This is a genomic window from Methylobacterium sp. CM6246, assembly GCF_054818005.1.
This window is the reverse complement of sequence record NZ_JBTXKY010000001.1, coordinates 5,710,898-5,730,056: the sequence shown is the minus strand read 5'-3', so window position 1 is coordinate 5,730,056 and position 19,159 is coordinate 5,710,898. Positions and strand designations below refer to the sequence as shown.

Below are 19,159 nucleotides of genomic sequence, written 5' to 3'. Positions count from 1 at the left end.
CGGCTCAGTGAGCGTGCGCGCCCACCGCTCCGATGCCGGTCTCGGAGCGCACGAACTGCGCCTCGAAGGCGGCGCGCTCGCGCTGGGCCTTGCGGGACCGGTCGAGGCTCGACACGGCCCAGATCGTGAAGAACGCCAGCGGCATCGAGAACAAGGCCGGGTTGTCGTAGGGGAAGATCGGTGCGGCGTTCCCGAACGTCACCACCCAGACCGCCTTGGACAGCACGACCATCCCGACCGCCGAGATCAGCCCGACGAGGCCACCCGCGAGCGCCCCCCAGGTGGTCGTGCCGCGCCACAGGATCGACATGGCGAGCACCGGGAAGTTGCAGCTCGCCGCCACCGCGAAGGCCAGCCCGACCATGAAGGCGACGTTCTGGTTCTCGAACACGTAGCCGAGATAGATCGCCACGATCCCGATCACCACGGCCGAGAGCTTCGACAGGTTGACCTCGTGCTTCTCGGTGGTGCGCCCGCGGGCGATCACCTGGGCGTAGAGGTCGTGGCTGACCGCGGAGGCGCCAGCCAGCGTCAGGCCCGCCACCACCGCCAGGATGGTCGCGAAGGCCACCGCCGAGATGAAGCCCAGGAAGTACGGGCCGCCCACCGCGTTGGCGAGGTTGACGGCGACCATGTTGGTGCCGCCGATCATGTCCTTCAGCTTGTCGAAGGTGCCCGCCGCGCCGAGCTTGAAGTAGCTCGGGTCCGACATCAGCAGGGCGATGCCGCCGAAGCCGATGATGAACGTCAGGATGTAGAAGTAGCCGATCAGGCCGGTGGCGTAGAACACCGACTTGCGTGCGGCCTGCGCGTCGGCGACCGTGAAGAAGCGCATCAGGATGTGCGGCAGGCCGGCGGTGCCGAACATCAGGCCGACGCCGAGCGAGATCGCCTCGATCGGGTTCGAGACCAGGCCGCCGGGCGCCATGATGGCGTCGCCCTTCGGGTGGACCTGAACCGAGCTGGCGAACAGCGCCTCCGGGTTGAAGCCGTATTTCAGCAGCACCGCGCCGGCCATGAAGGTCGCGCCGCCGAGCAGCAGGCAGGCCTTGATCACCTGGACCCAGGTGGTGGCCTTCATGCCGCCGAAGGCGACGTAGACGATCATCAGCACGCCGACGATGATCACCGCGTAGAGGTAGGGCAGGCCGAACAGCAGCTGGATCAGCTTCCCGGCGCCGACCATCTGGGCGATCAGGTAGAAGGCCACCACCACCAGGGTGCCCACCGCCGAGATGATGCGGATCGCGGTCTGGTCCAGGCGGAAGCTCGCGACGTCGGCGAAGGTGAACTTGCCGAGGTTGCGCAGGCGCTCGGCGATCAGGAACAGCACGATCGGCCAGCCGACCAAGAAGCCGGTGGAGTAGATCAGCCCGTCGAAGCCCGAGGTGTAGACCAGGCCCGAGATGCCCAGGAACGAGGCGGCCGACATGTAGTCGCCGGCGATCGCCAGGGCGTTGGTGCCGGCCGAGATGCCGCCGCCCGCGGCGTAGAAGTCGGCGGCCGACTTGGTGCCCTTGGCGGCCTTGTAGGTGATGCCCAGCGTCAGCAGGACGAAGAACAGGAACATGCCGATGGCCGGCCAGTTCGTGGCCGATTGCGAGACGGCGCCGAGGTCAGGCCCGGCCGCATAGGCCGCGCAGGCCGTGATCGTGGCCAGCGTGAGGCCGAGGAGTATGCGGTTCATCGGCCGACTTTCCGCTTCAGTGCGTCGCTCAGCGCGTCGAAGCGCGTGTTGGCCCGGGCCACGTAGATGCCGGTGAGCGCGAAGGCGAACAGGATCACGAACACGCCCATGAACAGCCCGAGCGAGGCGGTGCCGCCGCCGACCTTCACGGCGAGCAGCGACTTGTCGAAGGCGATCAGGCCGATGAAGCCGAAATAGACCACCAGCATCAGGATCGTCAGGATCCAGCCGAACCGGGTGCGCTCGGTGACGAGCTGCTTGAATTCCGGGGTCCGGACGATCCGGTCGATCTGCGGATCGACCGTCGCGGCGGGCTTGCGGGTTGATGGGGGCGCCGTGCCCCCGCGAAGGCCGAGTGTCGAGCCGCTCATGGCGTATTCCTCCCGCGAGGGCGCTTCGGCCCTCCGGTTCCTCTTGAGACCAAGGTTCGTGATTTGTGTTGGGAACGGGCGCCGGACCGGCACCCGCCTCGTCGTTCCTGCGCGGTCCGGCCGATCAGGGCCGGTTCTGCCGGTTCTCGATCAGATCCTCGACCACGGCAGGTTCGGCCAGGGTCGAGGTATCGCCCAGCGAGCCGAAATCGTCCTCGGCGATCTTGCGCAGGATGCGGCGCATGATCTTGCCGGAGCGGGTCTTGGGCAGGCCGGGGGCGAACTGGATCAGGTCCGGCGAGGCGATCGGCCCGATATCCTTGCGGACCCAGGTCACGAGCTCCTTGCGCAGGGCGTCGTCGCCTTCCTCGCCGTCGTTGAGGGTGACGTAGGCGTAGATGCCCTGGCCCTTGACATTGTGCGGGTAGCCGACCACCGCCGCCTCGGCGACCTTGGGGTGGGCGACCAGCGAGGATTCGACCTCCGCGGTGCCCATCCGGTGGCCCGAGACGTTGATCACGTCGTCGACCCGGCCGGTGATCCAGTAATAGCCGTCCACGTCCCGGCGGGCGCCGTCGCCGGTGAAGTACTTGCCCGGATAGGTCGAGAAGTAGGTCTGCTCGAACCGCTCATGGTCGCCGTAGACCGTGCGCATCTGGCCGGGCCAGGAATCCGCGATGCAGAGGTTGCCCTCGCACGGGCCCTGCAGAACCTTGCCCTCGGCATCGACCATCTCGGGCTTCACGCCGAAGAACGGCCTCGTCGCCGAGCCCGGCTTCAGGGCTGTGGCGCCCGGGAGCGGGGTGATCAGGATACCGCCGGTCTCGGTCTGCCACCACGTGTCGACGATGGAGCAGCGCCGATCGCCGACAACATTGTAGTACCATTCCCAGGCTTCCGGGTTGATCGGCTCGCCGACCGAGCCGAGCACCCGCAGCGAGGCCCGCGAGGTCTTCTTCACCGGACCTTCGCCGCCGCCCATCAGCGAGCGGATCGCGGTCGGCGCGGTGTAGAAGATGTTGACCTTGTGCTTGTCGACCACCTCCCAGAACCGGGAGGTCGACGGGTAGGTCGGGATGCCCTCGAACATCAGCGTGGTCGCGCCGTTGGCGAGGGGCCCGTACACGATGTAGCTGTGGCCCGTGACCCAGCCGACATCGGCCGTGCACCAGTACACGTCGCCCTCGCGGTAATCGAAGACGTATTGGTGGGTCATCGAGGCGTAGACCAGGTAGCCGCCGGTGGTGTGCACCACGCCCTTCGGCTGGCCGGTCGAGCCCGACGTGTAGAGGATGAACAGCGGGTGCTCGGCCTCCACCGGCTCGGCCGGGCAATGGTCGGTCACCTGCTCGGCGGCCTCGTCGTAGTAGACGTCGCGGCCCGCTTCCATGGCAATGCTGCCGCCGGTGCGGCGCACGACGATCACGTGCTCGACCAGATCGGTGCCGATCCGCTTGATCGCCTCGTCGACATTGGCCTTCAGCGGCACCTTGCGGCCGCCGCGCAGGCCCTCGTCGGCGGTGATCACCACCTTGGAGGTGCAGCCCTGGATGCGCGATGCCAGCGAATCCGGTGAGAAGCCGCCGAACACGATGGCGTGGATCGCGCCGAGCCGCGCGCAGGCCAGCATCGCGTAGGCGGCCTCGGGGATCATCGGCATGTAGAGGGTGACGCGGTCGCCCTTGCCGACGCCGCGGTTGCGCAGGACGTTGGCCATCCGGCAGACCTGCGCGTGCAGCTCCCGGTAGGTGATGTGCTTGGATTCGTCCGGGTTGTCGCCTTCCCAGATGATCGCGGTCTGGTCGCCGCGGGTCTCCAGGTGCCGGTCGATGCAATTGTAGGCGACGTTGGTCTTGCCGTCCTCGAACCACTTGATCGAGATCTTGCCGGGCTCGAAGCTCGTGTCCTTCACCCTGGTGAAGGGCGTCATCCAATCGATGCGCTTGCCGTGCTCGGCCCAGAAGGCGTCCGGATCGGAGACCGACGCCTCGTACAGCGCGCGATATTGGGCGTCGTCGACGTGAGCACCCTCACGCCACGCAGCCTGCACCTCGACGACCTTGCCTTCCATGGCGTTCCATCCCTGTTTGGTGCCCGATCGTATCGCGGCGTCGGCCGCGCAGCCAGGACTTCCAAAGTAACGTAGCCTACATCGTGCGATGTCGGTATCGTCGCCAAGCCGCTTTCCCCGCCGACAAAGACGCGGAAATAAGTTGGGCGCAATTTAAGGCTTGAGTGAAGGTCGGCCGATGCGCTGTCAAGCGGAGCTTGGCGGCATGCACGTCAGCCGCGGCCGGGTGTTTCCGAATACTTCGCGGAAACGGTCAGGTGAGTGCGCCGGGGGGGCGAACTCACCCGTTCGCCGCCCGCCGCGTCGGCATGATGATCTCCACCAGCGTGCCGTCCTCCGGCCGCGCCGAGAGCTTGAGACGGCCGCCATTGGCCTCGACCAGGGCACGGGGCAGGGCGAGGCCGTCCTCGACATCGCCGGCCGATCCGGCGGCGGGCACCGTTGCCCCGGCGCCGGTATCCCGCACCCGCAGCGCGATCGCCGCGCTCTCGGTCGAGCCGGTGGAGACGATCACCTGTCCGCCCGCAACCGAGCGCCGGATCGCGTGCTCGATCACGAGGCAGGCCGCCCGGCTGACCGAGCGCTCGTCGGCCTCCAGGTCGTCGAGGTCGGTGGAGAAGCTGGTGCGCACCACGATCCGGCCGCGGGCGGCCTCGCTCTGGAGCCGCGCGACGCAGCCGGCCACCACGTCGTTCAGCGCGATGCGGCGCGGATCGAGCCGCAGGGCACCGGCCTCGACGGTGGCGAGGTCGAGGAGTTCGCCGACGCGCTCCAGCATCAGCTCGCCCGATGTCCGGATCTGGGCGAGGCAACCGCGATAGCGCACGTCCCCGAGGGGGCCGAACGGCTCCTTCAGCATCGCGTCCGCCAGCTCGATCATCCCGGTCAACGGACCCCGGAAGGCCCGATCCAGGCGCGCCAGCGCCGAGTCGAGGCCGCCGCCGGGGGCCGCGGTCGGCCCCTCGGCGCTCGGCTCAATCTGGGCGGCAAGGGGCGGCGCGGCGTTCAGGACGGCGACCCGGCGCCCGTCGACCCGGGCGGGCGAGACGCCGAGCGTCAGCGCCCGTCCGGCCACAGAGACCGAGCCCGGGCTTCCGGCCGCACCGCGCAGGACGTCGGCCACGGCCAGCACGCTCCCCCGATCGAACAGCGCGACGAAGCTGCCGCCGACGATCTCGCGGGGATCGCACCCGAACAGCTCGGCGGCCGCCCGGTTCAGCGCCACGATCCGGCCGGCGGCGTCGAGGGTCAGGACGCCCGCCTCCAGCGCGTCGAGGGCGGCTTCCGCGGCGGCGGTGCGTTCGGCTTGCGCGGCGCGCGCGAGCCGCTCGGCCGTGAGCGCGCCGGCCGGGTCGGCCTCGTCGAGGGGGCGCAGGACCAGGCAGGTCGCCGGCCGGCCTTCCCAGGTGCAGGCGCCGCCCATCACTTCGACCGGCCGGCTGCTGCCGTCGGCCGCCGCGACGGCCGTCCGCCGCGCGGCCGGCTCCGGACCGTCCGGCTGGGGCACCCCACGGAACAGCCGCTCGAGGCCGGCCGTCGTGAGTGCCGGAACGTCGGCGTAGCCGGTCAGCGCAAGGGCGGCCTGATTCGCCGCCAGGATCGCGCCGTCGCGATGCACCAGCGTCGGCAGCGGCAGTCCGGCCAGGAAATCGGGATCGCGCGAGACCGCGGATTCGCGGGCCTCCGGGCCGTCGGCGAGGGAGCCAGGAATGGAATCGGCAAGAGAACCGGCAAGAAAGCCGGCATGCGGGCCGGGGAACGGCATGACCGCGCCGCCCCGGGGTGCCGGGATGTCGGTCTCCGCGTCGTCGCCGGCGTAACGGGCTCCGAGCGCCCGCGCGATCTCCCGGAAGGCGGCGTGCTCGTCGGTCGAGAGCGGCGGCGGCTCGACGACGGTTGCGGCAGGGGAAGGCGGCTCGGAGAACGGCTCGGAGGGCGCGGGAGCGGCGTCGGCCGGCGTCTCGGTCGGCTCCTCAGCCGCCTCCGGTTGCCTCTCCACGCTGGTGATCGCGGGCTTCGGCCCGGCCGGGATCGGGGCGGGAAGCTCGGCCGGCGGGACAGCCTCGGCTGCCGCCGGCTCGACGCTCGCGGGTTCCGGCGCGGTCGGCACCGGTACGGACAAGGCGGAGGCATCGGGCGCCGGCACCGGCTCGGGCGACCGCTCGGGAGCCGCGGCCGGCGCGATCGGGGCCGTGGCCGCCTTCGAACCCAGCGCTGCCGGCACGCTGCGCACCAGCCCGAACCCGCCGAAGCCGGAGAACGCCACATCCCCCCGCCCCAGTGGTGCGCCGGACAGCTCCACCTGGAACGGGCCGTCGCCGAGATCCAGGCAGGCCGGCTCGGCGCGGAAGGTCATGCGTTCGGCAAGCGCCGCGAACATCCCGTCGGCGCCGGTGATCCGGCCGGTCCCGGCGAGCTCCTGCCAGCGCTGGCCGATGAGGCCGGTGAGGCCCTCGGACCCGGTCAGCGTCGTCAGCGCCCCGGAGGCATCGCTGCGCCACAGGAAGCGGTCCCCCGTGTTCAGGGCCGGCGCCTCGACCGGGACGGCGGCGGGCGCCGGTTCGCTCGCGGGTGCCTCCGGCTGCCGCGCCGCCGGGACACCGTGTCGTGGGCGCGGCAGCTTCACCGGGGCTGTCGGAATCACCAGGAAGACCGGCCGGCCGTCGTCTCGGGTCCCGCGGACGACCTGGCAGAGCGTTGGCGGGGCGATCCGCCTCGCGTCGAGGGCGAGGCGCGCGAGCCGGGGCGCGGTGTCGTGCGGGTTGGCCCGGGCGACATGACCGGCGAGGGTCGCGCGGTCGGCCTGCCCGAGTGCCGCGCAGAGGGCCTGTCCCGCCGGGGAGGCGAGCAGGATCCGCCCGTCGACCGGGTCGATCACGAAATGAAGGCCGTCTCGGTCGGCCAGCGCGGCGGCCAGGCTGGGCAGGCGCGCCCAGGCCGCGAACGCAGCGACGAGGTCGGCCTCGGCTGCTCCAGCGGTCGATGTCTGTCTCGTCTGCAAAGCCCGCGACCCCGAACCTACGCCCGATCCCTCGTCCCCCGGCCCGCTTTGCCCGAGAAACACGCCCAACCGTACCCCTATTGTAAAGCCACCTGGGTTGCGACGCTGGACTCTTGCGCCGAGCGTCACACGTTTACGTCATGTCAACCTTAATGATGACGGCGCAGGTGGCATATGGCGGCGAATCAGTTATTGTGCAGTGCACAAGGCGCCATCAAAAGCCGAATTGAGAGGAGACGTCCATGAGCAACCCCCCGAATTACGAAGTCCCGACCGAGATGCGCGACTTCGCCGAGAAGAGCGTCGATCAGGCCCGCAAGGCGTTCGATAGCTTCATCGGCGCGGCCCGCCGCACCGCCGACACCGTTCAGGGTTCGGCCGAGGTCGCCCGCACCAATGCGCAGGACGTCTCGTCCCGCGGCTTCGAATATGCCGAGCAGAACGTGAACGCCGCGTTCGACTTGGCGCAGAAGCTGGTCCGCTCGCGCGACGTGCAGGAGGCCATGCAGCATCAGGCCGAGTTCGTGCGTAGCCAATTCGCCGCCATCCAGGCGCAGGCGAAGGAGTTCAGCGGCATCGCTCAGAGTGCGATGCAGCAGGGCGCCGAGCGGGCCAAGACGGCGATGCAGCAGAGCGCCGACGAGACCCGCAAGGCCATGGAGCAGGGCCAGGATGCCGTCCGGCAGACGACCCAGAACGTCCAGGACGCCGCCGACCGCTCGTCGCACTGACGCCGTCCGCGCTTTGACCTGTCTCTGCGGCCCGCTTCCGGTTTCCCGGAGGCGGGCCGTCTCGTTTTCGCCGGTATTGCCATCGAGAGCCGCCGGAGCAGGAACGATGCGCCTGCGTCGCGCGAAAGGATCACGGATGCGCCTCACCTCACACGGCCGATCCGGGCTGCGGGCCCCGTTCCGGCTGACCCTCGCCGCCTTGGCGTTCGCCGCCGCGCTTCCGGGCTCCGTCGCTCAGGCTCAGTACGGCGGTGGCTATGGTGCGCCGCCGCCGGGTTACGACGATCCGGCCGACGAGGGCCCCTATCGCCCCGCCCCGCGCCGCCGTGAGCGCCAGCCGGTCGGCTACAATTGCGATGCCATTCAGCAGGGCCTCACCGGGCCGAAGCCGTTCGCATGCCCGCTTCCGGGTCCGCGCCCCCTCGGGGTCCGCTGCTTCTGCGACCTCCCGATCGCCTCGTTCAGCCCGCCGCAGACCGCGGTCGGCCGCGTGGTCCCCTGAGAGGACGCGGGTCTTCAAGCCCAACAGGATCGCCGCTGCGCCTCCACCCAAATGTCTCCGGTGGTTTGAATTCGTGGACGAAGCGCGGGTCTCCTCTTCCGCGCCAACTGGCGGATTCAAACATCGAGGTCGGCAGAAGGCACGGGGGACACCGCGGATCTCCCTCCCCCCTCTGCGGGGGAGGGTGGCCCCCGAAGGGGGTCGGGAGAGGGGAGCGACGGTGCAGGATCGGGCTCTGCCCGGCATGCCGGTCGCGCCCTTATCTGAACCCGGGTCCCCTCTCCCGACCCGGCCTAACGGCCGGCCCACCCTCCCCCGCAGAGGGGGGAGGGAGACGCGCTTGGGGTCAGCCTTGGCCCTCATCCGGCAGCGATGTGTGAACGTCGCAGCTCGCTAGGGGAGGGGGCAACGCGCGCCCTTCACGAGCCGATGCGCGAAAAACCTGGCACTTCCGCAGGCAGATTCCACCCGCATCGGGTCATGCGTGACTCTGCAATGTCCTGTCGAGCGGATCGGCGCGTTCCATCAAAACGCCGTCCGTCGCCCCTGTCATAAGCCGGCTTTCGTTCGCCGCCCACGCACATCCCACCTTGCGTAATCCGAAGCCCGCCACCTACAAGTTGGGCAAGGGAAACGTCGCCCCAACCGGGTGACGACGGGACGGCGCGGGCCGCGTGGCACCGCCCCGCAGGGAGAGAGACGCGTGACATTCGCTCGGTACGGCGCAGCCTTGGCGCTGCTCTGCGGACTCGGCTCGCTGTCGCCGGCGCGGGCCGCCGAATGCGCCAATCGCGGCCAGCTCGACGACACCTATTGCGACACGAACCAGGATCTCGTCGCCGACATCCCGGCCAAGACCCGCGATCCGAGCGTCATCGTGTTCGCCTACACGCCGGTCGAGGACCCCGCGGTCTACGAGAACGCGTTCAAGCCGTTCACCGCCCACCTGTCGCAATGCACCGGCAAGCGTGTCGTCTACTATCCGGTCCAGTCGAACTCGGCCGAGATCGAGGCGATGCGCTCGGGGCGGCTGACGGTGGCGGGCTTCTCCACCGGGCCGCTGGGCTTTGCCGTGAACATGGCGGGCGCGGTGCCGTTCGCCGCCAAGGGGACCGAGAAGGGGGCCGAGGGCTACAACCTGATCGTCGTCGTGAAGGCGAGCAGCCCGTACAAGACGCTCGCCGACCTCAAGGGCAAGCGCGTCGCCCACACCGCCCCGTCGTCGAATTCCGGAAACCTCGCCCCGAAGGCGCTGTTCCCCGAGCAGGGCCTCAAGCCCGGCGAGGATTACAAGATCGTCTATTCGGGCGGTCACGACAAGTCGGCGCTCGGCGTCGGCACCGGCGATTACGACGCCGCGCCCGTGGCCTCCGACGTGTTCAACCGGATGGTCGCCCGCGGCACGATCAAGGGCGACGATTACCGCGTGATCTACACCAGCGAGAAGTTTCCGAGTTCCGGCTTCGCCTACGCGCACGATCTCAAGCCGGAACTCGCCGAGAAGCTGAAGCAATGCTTCTACGACTTCCGCTTCCCGCCCGACATGGTGAAGGATTTCGAGGGCGATGACCGGTTCGCGCCGATCACCTACCTCAAGGACTGGGCCATCGTGCGCAAGGTCGCGGAGGAGTCGGGCACGCCCTACAACAAGGCGGCCTACGAGCGCGAGGCCGCCCGCGAGGCCGAGGCCGCGCGCAAGAAGGCCGAAGGCGCGCCCAAGCCGTGACCGCGTCCGCTGCGCTGCGCGCGCCCGGGACCGAGGTGCGGGCGGAGGATCCGCGCGCCCTGGTGATCCGCGGGCTCGTCAAGGAATACCGGGCCGGGCAGCCGGTCCTGCGGGGCATCGACCTGGTGGTGCCGGGCACGGGCCTCACCGCGATCATCGGGCCGTCCGGCACCGGCAAGAGCACGCTGATCCGGTGCATCAACCGATTGGTGCAGCCCACCGCGGGCGAGATCCTGTTCCGCGGCGAGGACTTGGCCAAACTGTCCGGCCGCCCCCTGCGCCGGGCGCGACGGCGGATCGGCATGGTGTTCCAGGAATACAACCTGGTCGAGCGCCTCTCCGTGATGGAGAACCTGTTGTGCGGGCGCCTCGGCTACGTGCCGGTCTGGCGGGCGTGGCTGCGCCGGTTCCCCGAGGCCGATATCCAGCGCGCCTTCGATCTCCTCGAGTCCGTCGGGCTCTCCGGCTTCGCCACGCGCCGGGCCGACGCCCTGTCGGGCGGCCAGCGCCAGCGGGTCGGCATCGCACGGGCGATCATGCAGGAGCCCGAGATCGTGCTGGCCGACGAGCCGACCTCGTCGCTCGACCCCAAGAGCTCGGTGGAGATCATGGAGATCCTGTCCCGGCTCGCGGCCGAGCGCGGGGTGCCGGTGGTGGTCAACATCCACAACGTGGCGTTGGCCCAGCGCTTCGCCACGCGGATCGTCGGCATGTCGGGCGGGCACGTCGTCTATGACGGGCCGCCCGATCGCCTGAGCGAGCGCGACCTGCGCGGCATCTACGGCGGCGAGAACTGGCTCGAATGAGCGCCGTCCCCCAGCCGGCCGACCGGAGCGCGGCCGCCCGCGTCGCCTTCCGCCCCAACTGGACCGCCCGGGCCGGCTGGCTGCTGCTTGCGGCCTACGCCGTGTATGCCGCCAGCCAGCTCGGCTTTGCGCCCGAGCGCTTCGCCACCGGGCTCACCCACGGCCGGCAATTCCTGGCCCGGATGTTCCCGCCGAACTTCTCCCGGTGGGAGCTGATCCAGTCCGGCATCGTCGAGAGCGTGCAGATCGCCGTGATCGCCACCGTGATCGGGATCGTGATCGCCCTGCCGATCGGCTTCCTGGCCGCCCGCAATCTGATGCCGGCCTGGGTCACGTGGCCGACCCGGGCGCTGATCGCCCTGTGCCGGTCGTTCCACCCGATCATCGTGGCGATCCTGTTCGTGAAGGCGATCGGCTTCGGGGCGCTGGCCGGCGTGATGGCGCTGATCGTCGCGTCCGTCGGCTTCATCGCCAAGCTGTTCGCCGAGGCGATCGAGGAGATCTCCCTGAAGCAGGTCGAGGCGGTGCGGGCGACCGGCGCCGGCTTCCTGTCGACGCTGATCATGGGCGTGCAGCCGCAGGTGTTGCCGCGCTTCATCGGCTTCGCGACCTACCAGCTCGATTCCAACCTGCGGAACTCGACCATGGTCGGGATCGTCGGCGGCGGCGGCATCGGAGCGACCCTGTTCACCGCCTACCAGCGCTTCGACTACGACGTGGTGCTGGCGATCCTGATCGTCATCGTGGCGCTGATCATGGTGGCCGAGATCGTCTCGGGCTGGGCCCGGAAGGTGTTCCAGTGAGCGCCGGCACGGCCTTGGCGGCCCCCCCGCGGCGCTGGCAGCGCTTCTCGCCGTGGAAGCGCGTGGCACGGCTCGCCTTCACGCTGTTCGCCGTCGCCGCCTTCGTGGCGAGCCTGCGCACGATCGAGGTGATCCCGGAGTTCCTCTACGACGCCCCCGACCAGATGGCCGACCTGTTCGGCCGGATGTGGCCGATGGATGCCGGCTATATCGGGCCGACGCTGCGCGCGCTGGTGGAGACCCTGCACATCGCCACGCTGGGCACGCTGATCGCCATCGTGATCGCGGTGCCGATCGGGCTGCTCGCCGCCCGCAACATCACCCCCAGCCTCCCCCTGAACCTGTTCGCCAAGTTCGTGTTCGTGACCTCCCGGTCTGTGAATTCCCTGGTCTGGGCGCTGCTGTTCGTGGCGGTGTTCGGCCCGGGACCGCTCGCCGGAACGCTGGCGATCGCGCTGCGCTCGGTGGGCTTCACCGGCAAGCTCCTGGCCGAGGCGCTTGAGGAATCGAACCGCGGCTCGATCGAGGCCCTGCAGGCTGCGGGCGCCGGGCGGCGGGCCACGCTGCTGATGGGCTACTGGCCGCAGGTGAAGCCGGCCTTCTGGTCGATCGCGCTGTTCCGGTGGGACATCAACATCCGCGAATCCGCCGTCCTCGGCCTGGTCGGGGCAGGCGGCATCGGGGTCGCGCTCGATACGGCGCTGAATCTGCTCTACTGGGATCAGGTCGCCGTGGTGCTGGCCGCAATTTTTGCGGTGGTGATCGTGGCCGAGATCGTCGTCACCACGGTGCGGGCAAAGGTTCTCTAGCCTTCATCGAGATGTGGTGAACGCGGGATAAGGCGCGTTCTCAGTCCGGGCTTCGCATCGGAGAACCGGAACGATCGGTGCGATGCATGGACGGGGCGCCGATCCGGACTCCACGGGCGGAACCTTTCGAAGCTCACGATCGCCGTGTTCGCCTGACGCCGCCGTTCCGATACCCGCGCGGCACGCGGCATTATCAAAAGTTGTCAAATGGCGGCGCAATACGCGCGCAGTCGCGATAAGGCGCCGCCAATTTTTAATCCCCACCGGTGCGTGCGCGCCGGCACGTCACGATGGCGTTGGCGTCCCCATATCAGTCTCAAGCAAGAGGAAGCGGGTTCGACCAATCGAACCGTACTTGTAAGAGCGTGAGTTTATTTATGAAGACCCGTATCGCCGCCGCCGTCACCGCCCTTCTCCTTGGCGTTGCCCCGCTCTCGTCTGCCATGGCCGATAACGGTGCCCGCTGGACCGGCTTTGCGCCCTACGACGTCGAAGCCACGCATTCGCTCGGCCTCGGCGTCCACGACAACCCCTACTACGAGGGCTGTCCGATGAGCTCGGCGGCCGAGGGCAACGCCAACCAGCAGACGCGTCCCGTGAAGCAGTACGGCCAGACCGCCGGTGGAAACCGCTGCTGATCGGTCGCGGGACCCGTCCCCCGCCCGGGATCGGAACAGCGTGATGGGTGCGACCCCGGCGTAAGCGGCGCGCCTCGCACCCCAAACCTCTCGCGCTTGGGAGAGGGAGCCCGTCGCAGCCGCCATGAGCGATGGCGGGCTCTTGATGGAAGACTTCGCCATCAACCCGAAGGGCATTGAGGAGCCGTCGCGCCATGACACGCACGAGCCTGAAGCGAGCCGGACTGATCCTCGGCCTGATCGCGTCGCCGGCGTGCCTCGACGCTTCGCAGGCCGACCCCGTCACCGGCACGGGCGGCGGACCCGAGACGACCGTGAACGCGCCCTACCGCTCGTCGGTGGGCCAGACGGTCCCGCCGGGGCGTGCGGCGGCTCCGCTGCACGATCCGAACGCGCGGACGACGCGCCAGAAGGATCTCGACCCCGTCCTCGGCAGCATCTGCGACGCTTGCTGAGCCGGTGTCCAACCACCCTGATACCCGATCGAAACCAACGGGATAGGTCATTTGGATTGTTTGCACCCCTCCGGTGCCCTCGACAGTCAGGGCCAGGAGGTCGCCCTGCGTCAGGGTGGCGGCCGCGGTAGGCGCAGTCCGACGCCGCGGCCCCGGTGGTCCGTCAACGACGGTGGGTTGCCATCGCCCCCCCCTGGCCGCGGCTCTTCGGCCGCTCGCGGTGGTCGAAGTGCTGTCGCCCTCGACGATGGACTATGGCAGGGGCGGCAAGCTCAAGTTCTACAAGTCCCTGCCGACGCTGCGCCACGTCGCTCCGATCTACCGGGACCAGATGCGCGTCGAAACCTTTGAGCGGACGGATGAGGGGTGGCGCATTCATGTTTCGACCGCACCAGAAGGCGTCTTGAGGTCCGATGCGGTCGATCTCGAGATCGACCTCGACCGGACCCGTTTCGATGCCCCCGTGCGGCGACCGAGCTTGGACGCCGACGAAGCGCGCTGAGCCTCGTTCCGTCCGCCATCTGCGACGGCCGGGGTCGAGGGATGGTGGTGGGCCGAGGTGGAGGCGCGGAGACTTACCGTTATGCGGCGGTCGTCCAGACGACGCCGCGTCGTTCCGGCGACGATGCAGCGCCGACAGGTGCTCGGCAACGAAAAAGCCGGCCGGTCACGACGGTGACCGGCCGGCTTCATGCCCAGAAAGCTCTGTGCGCCCGGATCACCTCACCCTCAGCCTCACGATGAGGCGGGTACCGAAGATCCGGATCCGTCGTCAGCTCAGTTCAGCACGACGACCTTGGCGCCGACCTTCACACGCTCGTACAGATCGGTGACATCGTCGTTGGTCATCCGGATGCAGCCCGAAGACACCGCCTGGCCGATCGTGTCCGGCTCGTTGGAGCCGTGGATGCGGTATTCGGTGCTGCCGATATACATGGCGCGGGCGCCGAGCGGGTTCTCGATGCCGCCGGCCATGTAGCGCGGCAGGTCGGGGCGGCGGGCGATCATGGCCTTCGGGGGCGTCCAGGACGGCCACTCGCGCTTGGCGGTGACCTTGTTGACGCCGCTCCAGCTGAAGCCCGGCCGGCCGACGCCGACGCCGTAGCGGATCGCCTCGCCGTTACCCATCACGTAGTACAGGCGGCGCTCGGCGGTGGAGACCACGATCGTGCCAGGCGCGTACGGGGCGTTGAACGCCACGATCTCGCGGGGGATCGGCTGGACCTGCGCCTGCGGCGCGTCCTGCACGCCCTGGCCGTAGCCCGGGGTGCCCTGGTACCCGTACTGGCCCGGATCCGAATAATACTCCTCGGCGCCGTTGGTCCCGAAGGGATCGTAGGCCGGGGCGGCCAGCGCCGGCGCGGCGGACAGAACAGTTGCGGCAAGGAGCGCCGCGAGGGCGGTGGCCGAGGTCTTCATGGTGTGCCTGCCTGTGCGATAACCTTTGCTATTACAAGCGTGAGCATAGGTTGGCAGTTCCACCCGCCGAAGAAGATTTTCGCTGACGTTGGAATACGTAAGCGGGTTCGCGCGTGCCGCGCGCCACACCCTGCGCTCTGCATCGCCCCGCTCCGAACATCAGTAACCATCGTTCGTGATCACCGACGCGTCACGCGACCTCGTCGGTGTGAACGTCGAAGCGCGCCAGGTGGGCGTAGCCGAAATTGGTCGAGATCGCGCAGTCGGTGGCATCGCGGCCCCGGGCCATGACGATGCGGCCGATCCGCTGGCGATTGTGCCTCGCGTCGAACGTGTACCAGCGCGGGCCGTCGGGTCCCTGGAGGTAGACCTCGAACCAGGCGGAGAAATCCATCGGCGCCGGGTCCTTCGGCACGCCGATGTCGCCGAGGTAGCCGGTGGCGTAGCGGGCCGGGATGTTCATGCACCGGCAGAACGCCACCGCGAGATGCGCGAAGTCGCGGCAGACGCCCTCGCGCTGCATGAAGCCGTCATGGGCGGTGCGGGTCGCGTCGGCGCGCTGGTAGTCGAACCGGATGCGCTCGTGCGTGTAGGCGACGATCGCCTGCACCCGGGCCCAGCCCTCGAGCGTGTTGCCGAACAGCGACCAGGCCGTCTGGGAGAGCTTGTCGGTGTCGCAGTAGCGGGAGCCCAGCAGGAAGACCATCACGTCGTCCGGCAGGTCCTGGACCGGGATCTGCTGGGCCTCCGGGACGTAGGCGTCGAGGAGCCCGGAATCCTGGATCGTGAAGTCCGCCGAGATCGTCATCAGGCCGGGCGGCGCGACGATGCGATGGCAGACGTTGTCGTACACGTCCCGGTACGTATGCGACGGGACCCACGGATCGAACCGGATCTCCTGCGGGGTCAGCAGGTCGGGCATCCGGGAGGGATGGACGCTGAGCATCAGGACCATGGGCGTGGGCTGGGTCAGGCTGAAGCCGATATCGTAACCCGTCCTGATCTTCATCGCGGCCACCTGCTGTCCTCTCGCCCCGGCGGGTCGCCCCGCATGTTCCATCCGGATCCGCGGGCTCAACGCGCCACGATCGGCGGATGAGCTTCAAATCCTGGTGTTCGTGCCTCGTCGTCAGGCAGTTCGACCACATCGACGTCCACCCGCATGCCGAGATCGTCGCTGGCGAGCCCGAAGAACGAGCCGTGCAGCGGCACGGCCTGCGCCGGATCGCGCGCCACCGCCACGCGGATCAGGTCGCGGTTGCCGACGATCCCGTTGGTCGGGTCGAACTCGATCCAGCCGGCGCCCGGCAGGTAGACCTGCAGCCATGCATGGGTCGAGCCGCCGCCGACATGGCGGGCGCGGTCGTTGCGCGGGTTATACAGGTATCCGGAGACGAACCGGGCGGCCATGCCGAGCGCCCGGACCGCCTCCATCATCAGCACCGCGAAGTCCCGGCACGAGCCGCGCTTGCTGCGCAGGGTCGTCAGCGGCTCCTGCACGCCCTTCTCGGAGCGGGCGAGGTAGGTGAAGTTCGCCCGCACGCTCCGGGTCATGTCGGCGAGCAGCTCCTGGGTCGGGATCCGGCCGTCGGCCGGGATGAAGCTGCGCGCCCAGGCATCGACCTCGTGGCGCGGATCGGGCCATTGCCGCTCGATCGACCGGGACAGGTCGGGCATGTCCTCGACCCCGTACCCGAACGGGTAATGGGTGGCGTGGGGCGCCAGCGGGAAGACCGGGGCGTGCTCGGGGGTGTGGTCGAGGGTGATCCCGCACACGAAGGTCAGGGTCTCGGCCCGGCCCCCGAAGGTCGCCACCGCGACGCAATTGCCGAACACGTCGAACATCCAGCGCAGGGCCGTGGGCTCGGGTGTGATCTCGAGTGAGGCCTCGATCAGGCGCTGGTCGTAGCTGTCCCGGGGCCGGAACATGATCCGGTGCTCGCCGAAGGCGACCGGGCGCCGGTACCGGTAGACCGTGCGGTGACGGACGGACAGGATCGGCAAACTGGAGGCTCCTCGCGCCGATACGTCGACCGTCAATGCAAGGGCCGGGCCTGTCGCCGTCTCAGGTGACCGGCGGTGCCGGATCCGTGGTCGCCCGCTCGGCCTCCACCAGCACGTCGAAGGGGCGCCAGGGCTTTGCGATGAACACCGCTTCGCTCGGCAGGTCCGGCCGGCGGGCGCCCTGGCCGGTGGTGACCACCAGGCGGGCCCGGGGCCACAGGGTCGCCACCGCGCGGGCGAGCTGAAGACCGGTCATGGCGCCCGCGAGCTGGATGTCGGCGAAGACCAGGGCGACGTCGCCGCCGCGGGCCTGGAGCACGACCAGGGCGGCCTCGGCGCTGTCGCAGCCGACGACCTCGAGCTCGGTCTCCTCCAGCAGAGTCTCGGCCAGCGCGCGCAGCTGCGGGTCGTCCTCGACCACCAGCGCCAGGCGCGGGCTCGCCGCCTCGGCGGCCTGCGGGCTCGGCGTCGGAGCGACGGACGGCTCGACCTCGGCCTGCCGCACCCGGCGCACCAGGGCGGCAAGGTGTTCCGGCACGCCCTCCGACATGAGGTCGTCGTAGATCGACGCCAGCGTCTGCCCGATCTGGTCGAGCGGCATGCTGCTCGGCGAGAGCGTATCGGTGAGCGGCGCGGCCGTGCCCGTCAGAGGCTTTCTCAAGAACTTCCCCCGAAGTCTCCGTGTCACGCCGCAGGTGAGCGCGGCGCTTGTGGACGAACGTCGACGGGACGCCGGGAGTTGCGCGCGAGACCGCGAATAGAGGCCCGCTCGCTGTGCTGTTACTGCGTGGCGACGCCGGTGGCGGCGTCCGCGTAGGCCATGATCCCCGAGACCGCCTGGACGTTCTGGTACCGCGTGCCGCGGGTGCTCATCATCGCCTCGAACTTCTCGTGGACCTGCGCCACCGAGAGGCTGGCCGGCTTGCGGTGCCGGCCGCGGCCGACGAAGCGTCCGGCGGCGAAGAAGATCGAGCGGTTGGCCCGGGCCGGGCCGGGCAGCAGCACGGCCGCGGCGGCGGCCGGCTTGTTGACGACGTTGGCCAGGAACTCCCCGGCATCGTCGGCGCCCAGGAAGTGGGCGAGGTAGACTTCGCCGAGGGTGAGTTCGCGGCCGATGCGCTGGGCGATGCGGCCGGCGTCGCGCTTCAGCATCTCGCCGGCCATCAGCGCCGAGAGATAGGGGTCGCGGCGCAACTCGAGCACACGGGCGCGCTCGGCGGCGTCGGTGATCGCCGGCCGGTCGTTGGGGTCGGCGGTGACCAGCGCGGCCTCCTTCTCCAGCCCGTACTTGGCGCCGAAGTCGCGGACCACGCCGAGCCAGGTGCGCTCGATGAACTGATAGAGGCCGGTGGCCGAGGAGGTCTTGGCCTGGACCGCGGTGACGAAGCTCGACTCCTTGTCGGCCACCGCCATGAGCAGGACCGGGTCGGTCTGCACCGCCTGGGCGGCCCGCACGATCGTCTGCACCAGGTGGCGCCGGATCTTCATCGGGCCGAATTCGAGGATGTCGTTCGGGTCGCCGCCGGCGCTCTCCGAGAGCAGGAAATCGTAGGACACGCGGTCGACGCCGTTGGAGCCTACGGCGGTGTCGAGGTCGTGCACGGCGGCAAAGCTCGCAGACGCGCGCAGCGGGGTCCGCTCCAGCTCCTCGCTGAGAGCGACGGTGTGGATGCGCGGGCGCGGCATCGGCGGCTCGGTGGCGGCCTGCGCGGAGGAGACCGCCTGGCTCAGCCCGACCTTGCCGAGATCGACCCCCGAGCCGATCAGCGCGGCGCTGAGGCCGCCGGCGATCAGCGATATCGTCAGCACCGAGCGGGCCAGCGCCGGGACGCTCCCGTGGGCACGGCCGAGCATCGGCTGTGCGGTGATGGCATCGGCCCGGCCGGAGCCGAACCGGCCCTGCTGACCCGTGACGTTCCTCGGCGATCCGACCGTGCGGCCCTGCATCGTCTACCCGAATCCTCACGCGCCCTTGACGGCGCCACGGACACACCATCGCTTGACAGATGTGGCGACAACACGGCCGTGCTTGTGGCGGCGATGGGGCGGGCCGGGGTGATTTCGCGGCGGGGCGCCCGTGACTCGGGCCTGATCCGTCCTTAAGAGGGCGGCATGCGGGTCGCGCCTGAAACGGGT

At 69.6% G+C, this 19,159-nt stretch carries 18 protein-coding genes; 9 read left to right on the top strand and 9 right to left on the bottom strand.

The features are described from left to right. Positions 1 to 4: 4 nt before the first annotated feature. From ACYQPG_RS27705 to ACYQPG_RS27690, 4 genes are all read right to left on the bottom strand, one after another. A complete protein-coding gene (locus ACYQPG_RS27705) occupies positions 5 to 1,687 on the bottom strand; it encodes a cation acetate symporter (RefSeq protein ID WP_147940068.1) in 1,683 nt (560 codons plus the stop codon). Further along, complete coding sequence (locus ACYQPG_RS27700; RefSeq protein WP_147909857.1) at positions 1,684 to 2,058, bottom strand: DUF485 domain-containing protein; 375 nt, start codon at positions 2,056 to 2,058, stop codon at positions 1,684 to 1,686. Before ACYQPG_RS27700 ends, ACYQPG_RS27705 begins: the two co-directional genes overlap by 4 nt. 124 nt (positions 2,059 to 2,182) lie before the next feature. Then, a complete protein-coding gene (gene acs / locus ACYQPG_RS27695) occupies positions 2,183 to 4,129 on the bottom strand; it encodes an acetate--CoA ligase (protein ID WP_461232177.1) in 1,947 nt (648 codons plus the stop codon). Positions 4,130 to 4,409: 280 nt separating this feature from the next. Next, the gene (locus ACYQPG_RS27690; RefSeq protein WP_461232176.1) at positions 4,410 to 7,130 is read right to left on the bottom strand and encodes a sensor histidine kinase; all 2,721 of its coding nucleotides are present in this window, start codon (positions 7,128 to 7,130) and stop codon (positions 4,410 to 4,412) included. 242 nt (positions 7,131 to 7,372) lie between these two features. Between ACYQPG_RS27690 and ACYQPG_RS27685 the strand changes: the two genes are divergently transcribed. The 9 genes from ACYQPG_RS27685 to ACYQPG_RS27645 all read left to right on the top strand — a co-directional run bounded on the left by ACYQPG_RS27685 (position 7,373) and on the right by ACYQPG_RS27645 (position 14,102). After that, positions 7,373 to 7,861, top strand: a complete 489-nt coding sequence (locus ACYQPG_RS27685; RefSeq protein WP_461232175.1) for a phasin — start codon at positions 7,373 to 7,375, stop codon at positions 7,859 to 7,861. A 136-nt stretch (positions 7,862 to 7,997) separates the two neighbouring features. Then, complete coding sequence (locus tag ACYQPG_RS27680; protein WP_419830723.1) at positions 7,998 to 8,363, top strand: hypothetical protein; 366 nt, start codon at positions 7,998 to 8,000, stop codon at positions 8,361 to 8,363. 703 nt (positions 8,364 to 9,066) lie between these two features. Next, complete coding sequence (gene phnD, locus ACYQPG_RS27675; RefSeq protein ID WP_147909932.1) at positions 9,067 to 10,089, top strand: phosphate/phosphite/phosphonate ABC transporter substrate-binding protein; 1,023 nt, start codon at positions 9,067 to 9,069, stop codon at positions 10,087 to 10,089. Further along, complete coding sequence (gene phnC / locus ACYQPG_RS27670; RefSeq protein WP_246691993.1) at positions 10,086 to 10,895, top strand: phosphonate ABC transporter ATP-binding protein; 810 nt, start codon at positions 10,086 to 10,088, stop codon at positions 10,893 to 10,895. The genes phnD and phnC overlap by 4 nt, the downstream gene beginning before the upstream one ends. After that, positions 10,892 to 11,698, top strand: coding sequence for a phosphonate ABC transporter, permease protein PhnE (phnE, locus tag ACYQPG_RS27665; protein WP_147909931.1), 807 nt, complete (start codon positions 10,892 to 10,894; stop codon positions 11,696 to 11,698). Before phnC ends, phnE (ACYQPG_RS27665) begins: the two co-directional genes overlap by 4 nt. After that, entirely contained in the window at positions 11,695 to 12,507 is an 813-nt protein-coding gene (gene phnE / locus ACYQPG_RS27660; protein WP_147909930.1) for a phosphonate ABC transporter, permease protein PhnE, read from the top strand. The genes phnE (ACYQPG_RS27665) and phnE (ACYQPG_RS27660) overlap by 4 nt, the downstream gene beginning before the upstream one ends. Positions 12,508 to 12,884: 377 nt before the next feature. Then, positions 12,885 to 13,145 carry a hypothetical protein gene (locus ACYQPG_RS27655; protein WP_461232174.1) on the top strand — a complete coding sequence of 87 codons (261 nt, stop codon included), beginning with the start codon at positions 12,885 to 12,887 and terminating at the stop codon, positions 13,143 to 13,145. 194 nt (positions 13,146 to 13,339) lie between these two features. After that, entirely contained in the window at positions 13,340 to 13,600 is a 261-nt protein-coding gene (locus ACYQPG_RS27650) for a hypothetical protein (RefSeq protein ID WP_419830721.1), read from the top strand. 220 nt (positions 13,601 to 13,820) lie between these two features. Beyond that, positions 13,821 to 14,102, top strand: coding sequence for a hypothetical protein (locus ACYQPG_RS27645; RefSeq protein WP_461232173.1), 282 nt, complete (start codon positions 13,821 to 13,823; stop codon positions 14,100 to 14,102). A 275-nt stretch (positions 14,103 to 14,377) separates the two neighbouring features. On the opposite strand, the gene ACYQPG_RS27640 is transcribed toward ACYQPG_RS27645, so the two are convergent. From ACYQPG_RS27640 to ACYQPG_RS27620, 5 genes are all read right to left on the bottom strand, one after another. Further along, on the bottom strand, positions 14,378 to 15,019 hold the full coding sequence (locus ACYQPG_RS27640; RefSeq protein WP_147909927.1) for a L,D-transpeptidase: 642 nt from the start codon (positions 15,017 to 15,019) through the stop codon (positions 14,378 to 14,380). A gap of 190 nt (positions 15,020 to 15,209) precedes the next feature. After that, complete coding sequence (locus ACYQPG_RS27635; protein WP_461232172.1) at positions 15,210 to 16,028, bottom strand: transglutaminase-like domain-containing protein; 819 nt, start codon at positions 16,026 to 16,028, stop codon at positions 15,210 to 15,212. 65 nt (positions 16,029 to 16,093) lie between these two features. Continuing rightward, positions 16,094 to 17,023 carry a transglutaminase family protein gene (locus ACYQPG_RS27630; RefSeq protein ID WP_147898787.1) on the bottom strand — a complete coding sequence of 310 codons (930 nt, stop codon included), beginning with the start codon at positions 17,021 to 17,023 and terminating at the stop codon, positions 16,094 to 16,096. Positions 17,024 to 17,084: 61 nt separating this feature from the next. Next, the gene (locus tag ACYQPG_RS27625; RefSeq protein WP_461232514.1) at positions 17,085 to 17,624 is read right to left on the bottom strand and encodes a response regulator; all 540 of its coding nucleotides are present in this window, start codon (positions 17,622 to 17,624) and stop codon (positions 17,085 to 17,087) included. 179 nt (positions 17,625 to 17,803) lie between these two features. Next, positions 17,804 to 18,970 carry a transglycosylase SLT domain-containing protein gene (locus ACYQPG_RS27620; protein ID WP_461232171.1) on the bottom strand — a complete coding sequence of 389 codons (1,167 nt, stop codon included), beginning with the start codon at positions 18,968 to 18,970 and terminating at the stop codon, positions 17,804 to 17,806. Between the last annotated feature and the right edge of the window lie 189 nt (positions 18,971 to 19,159).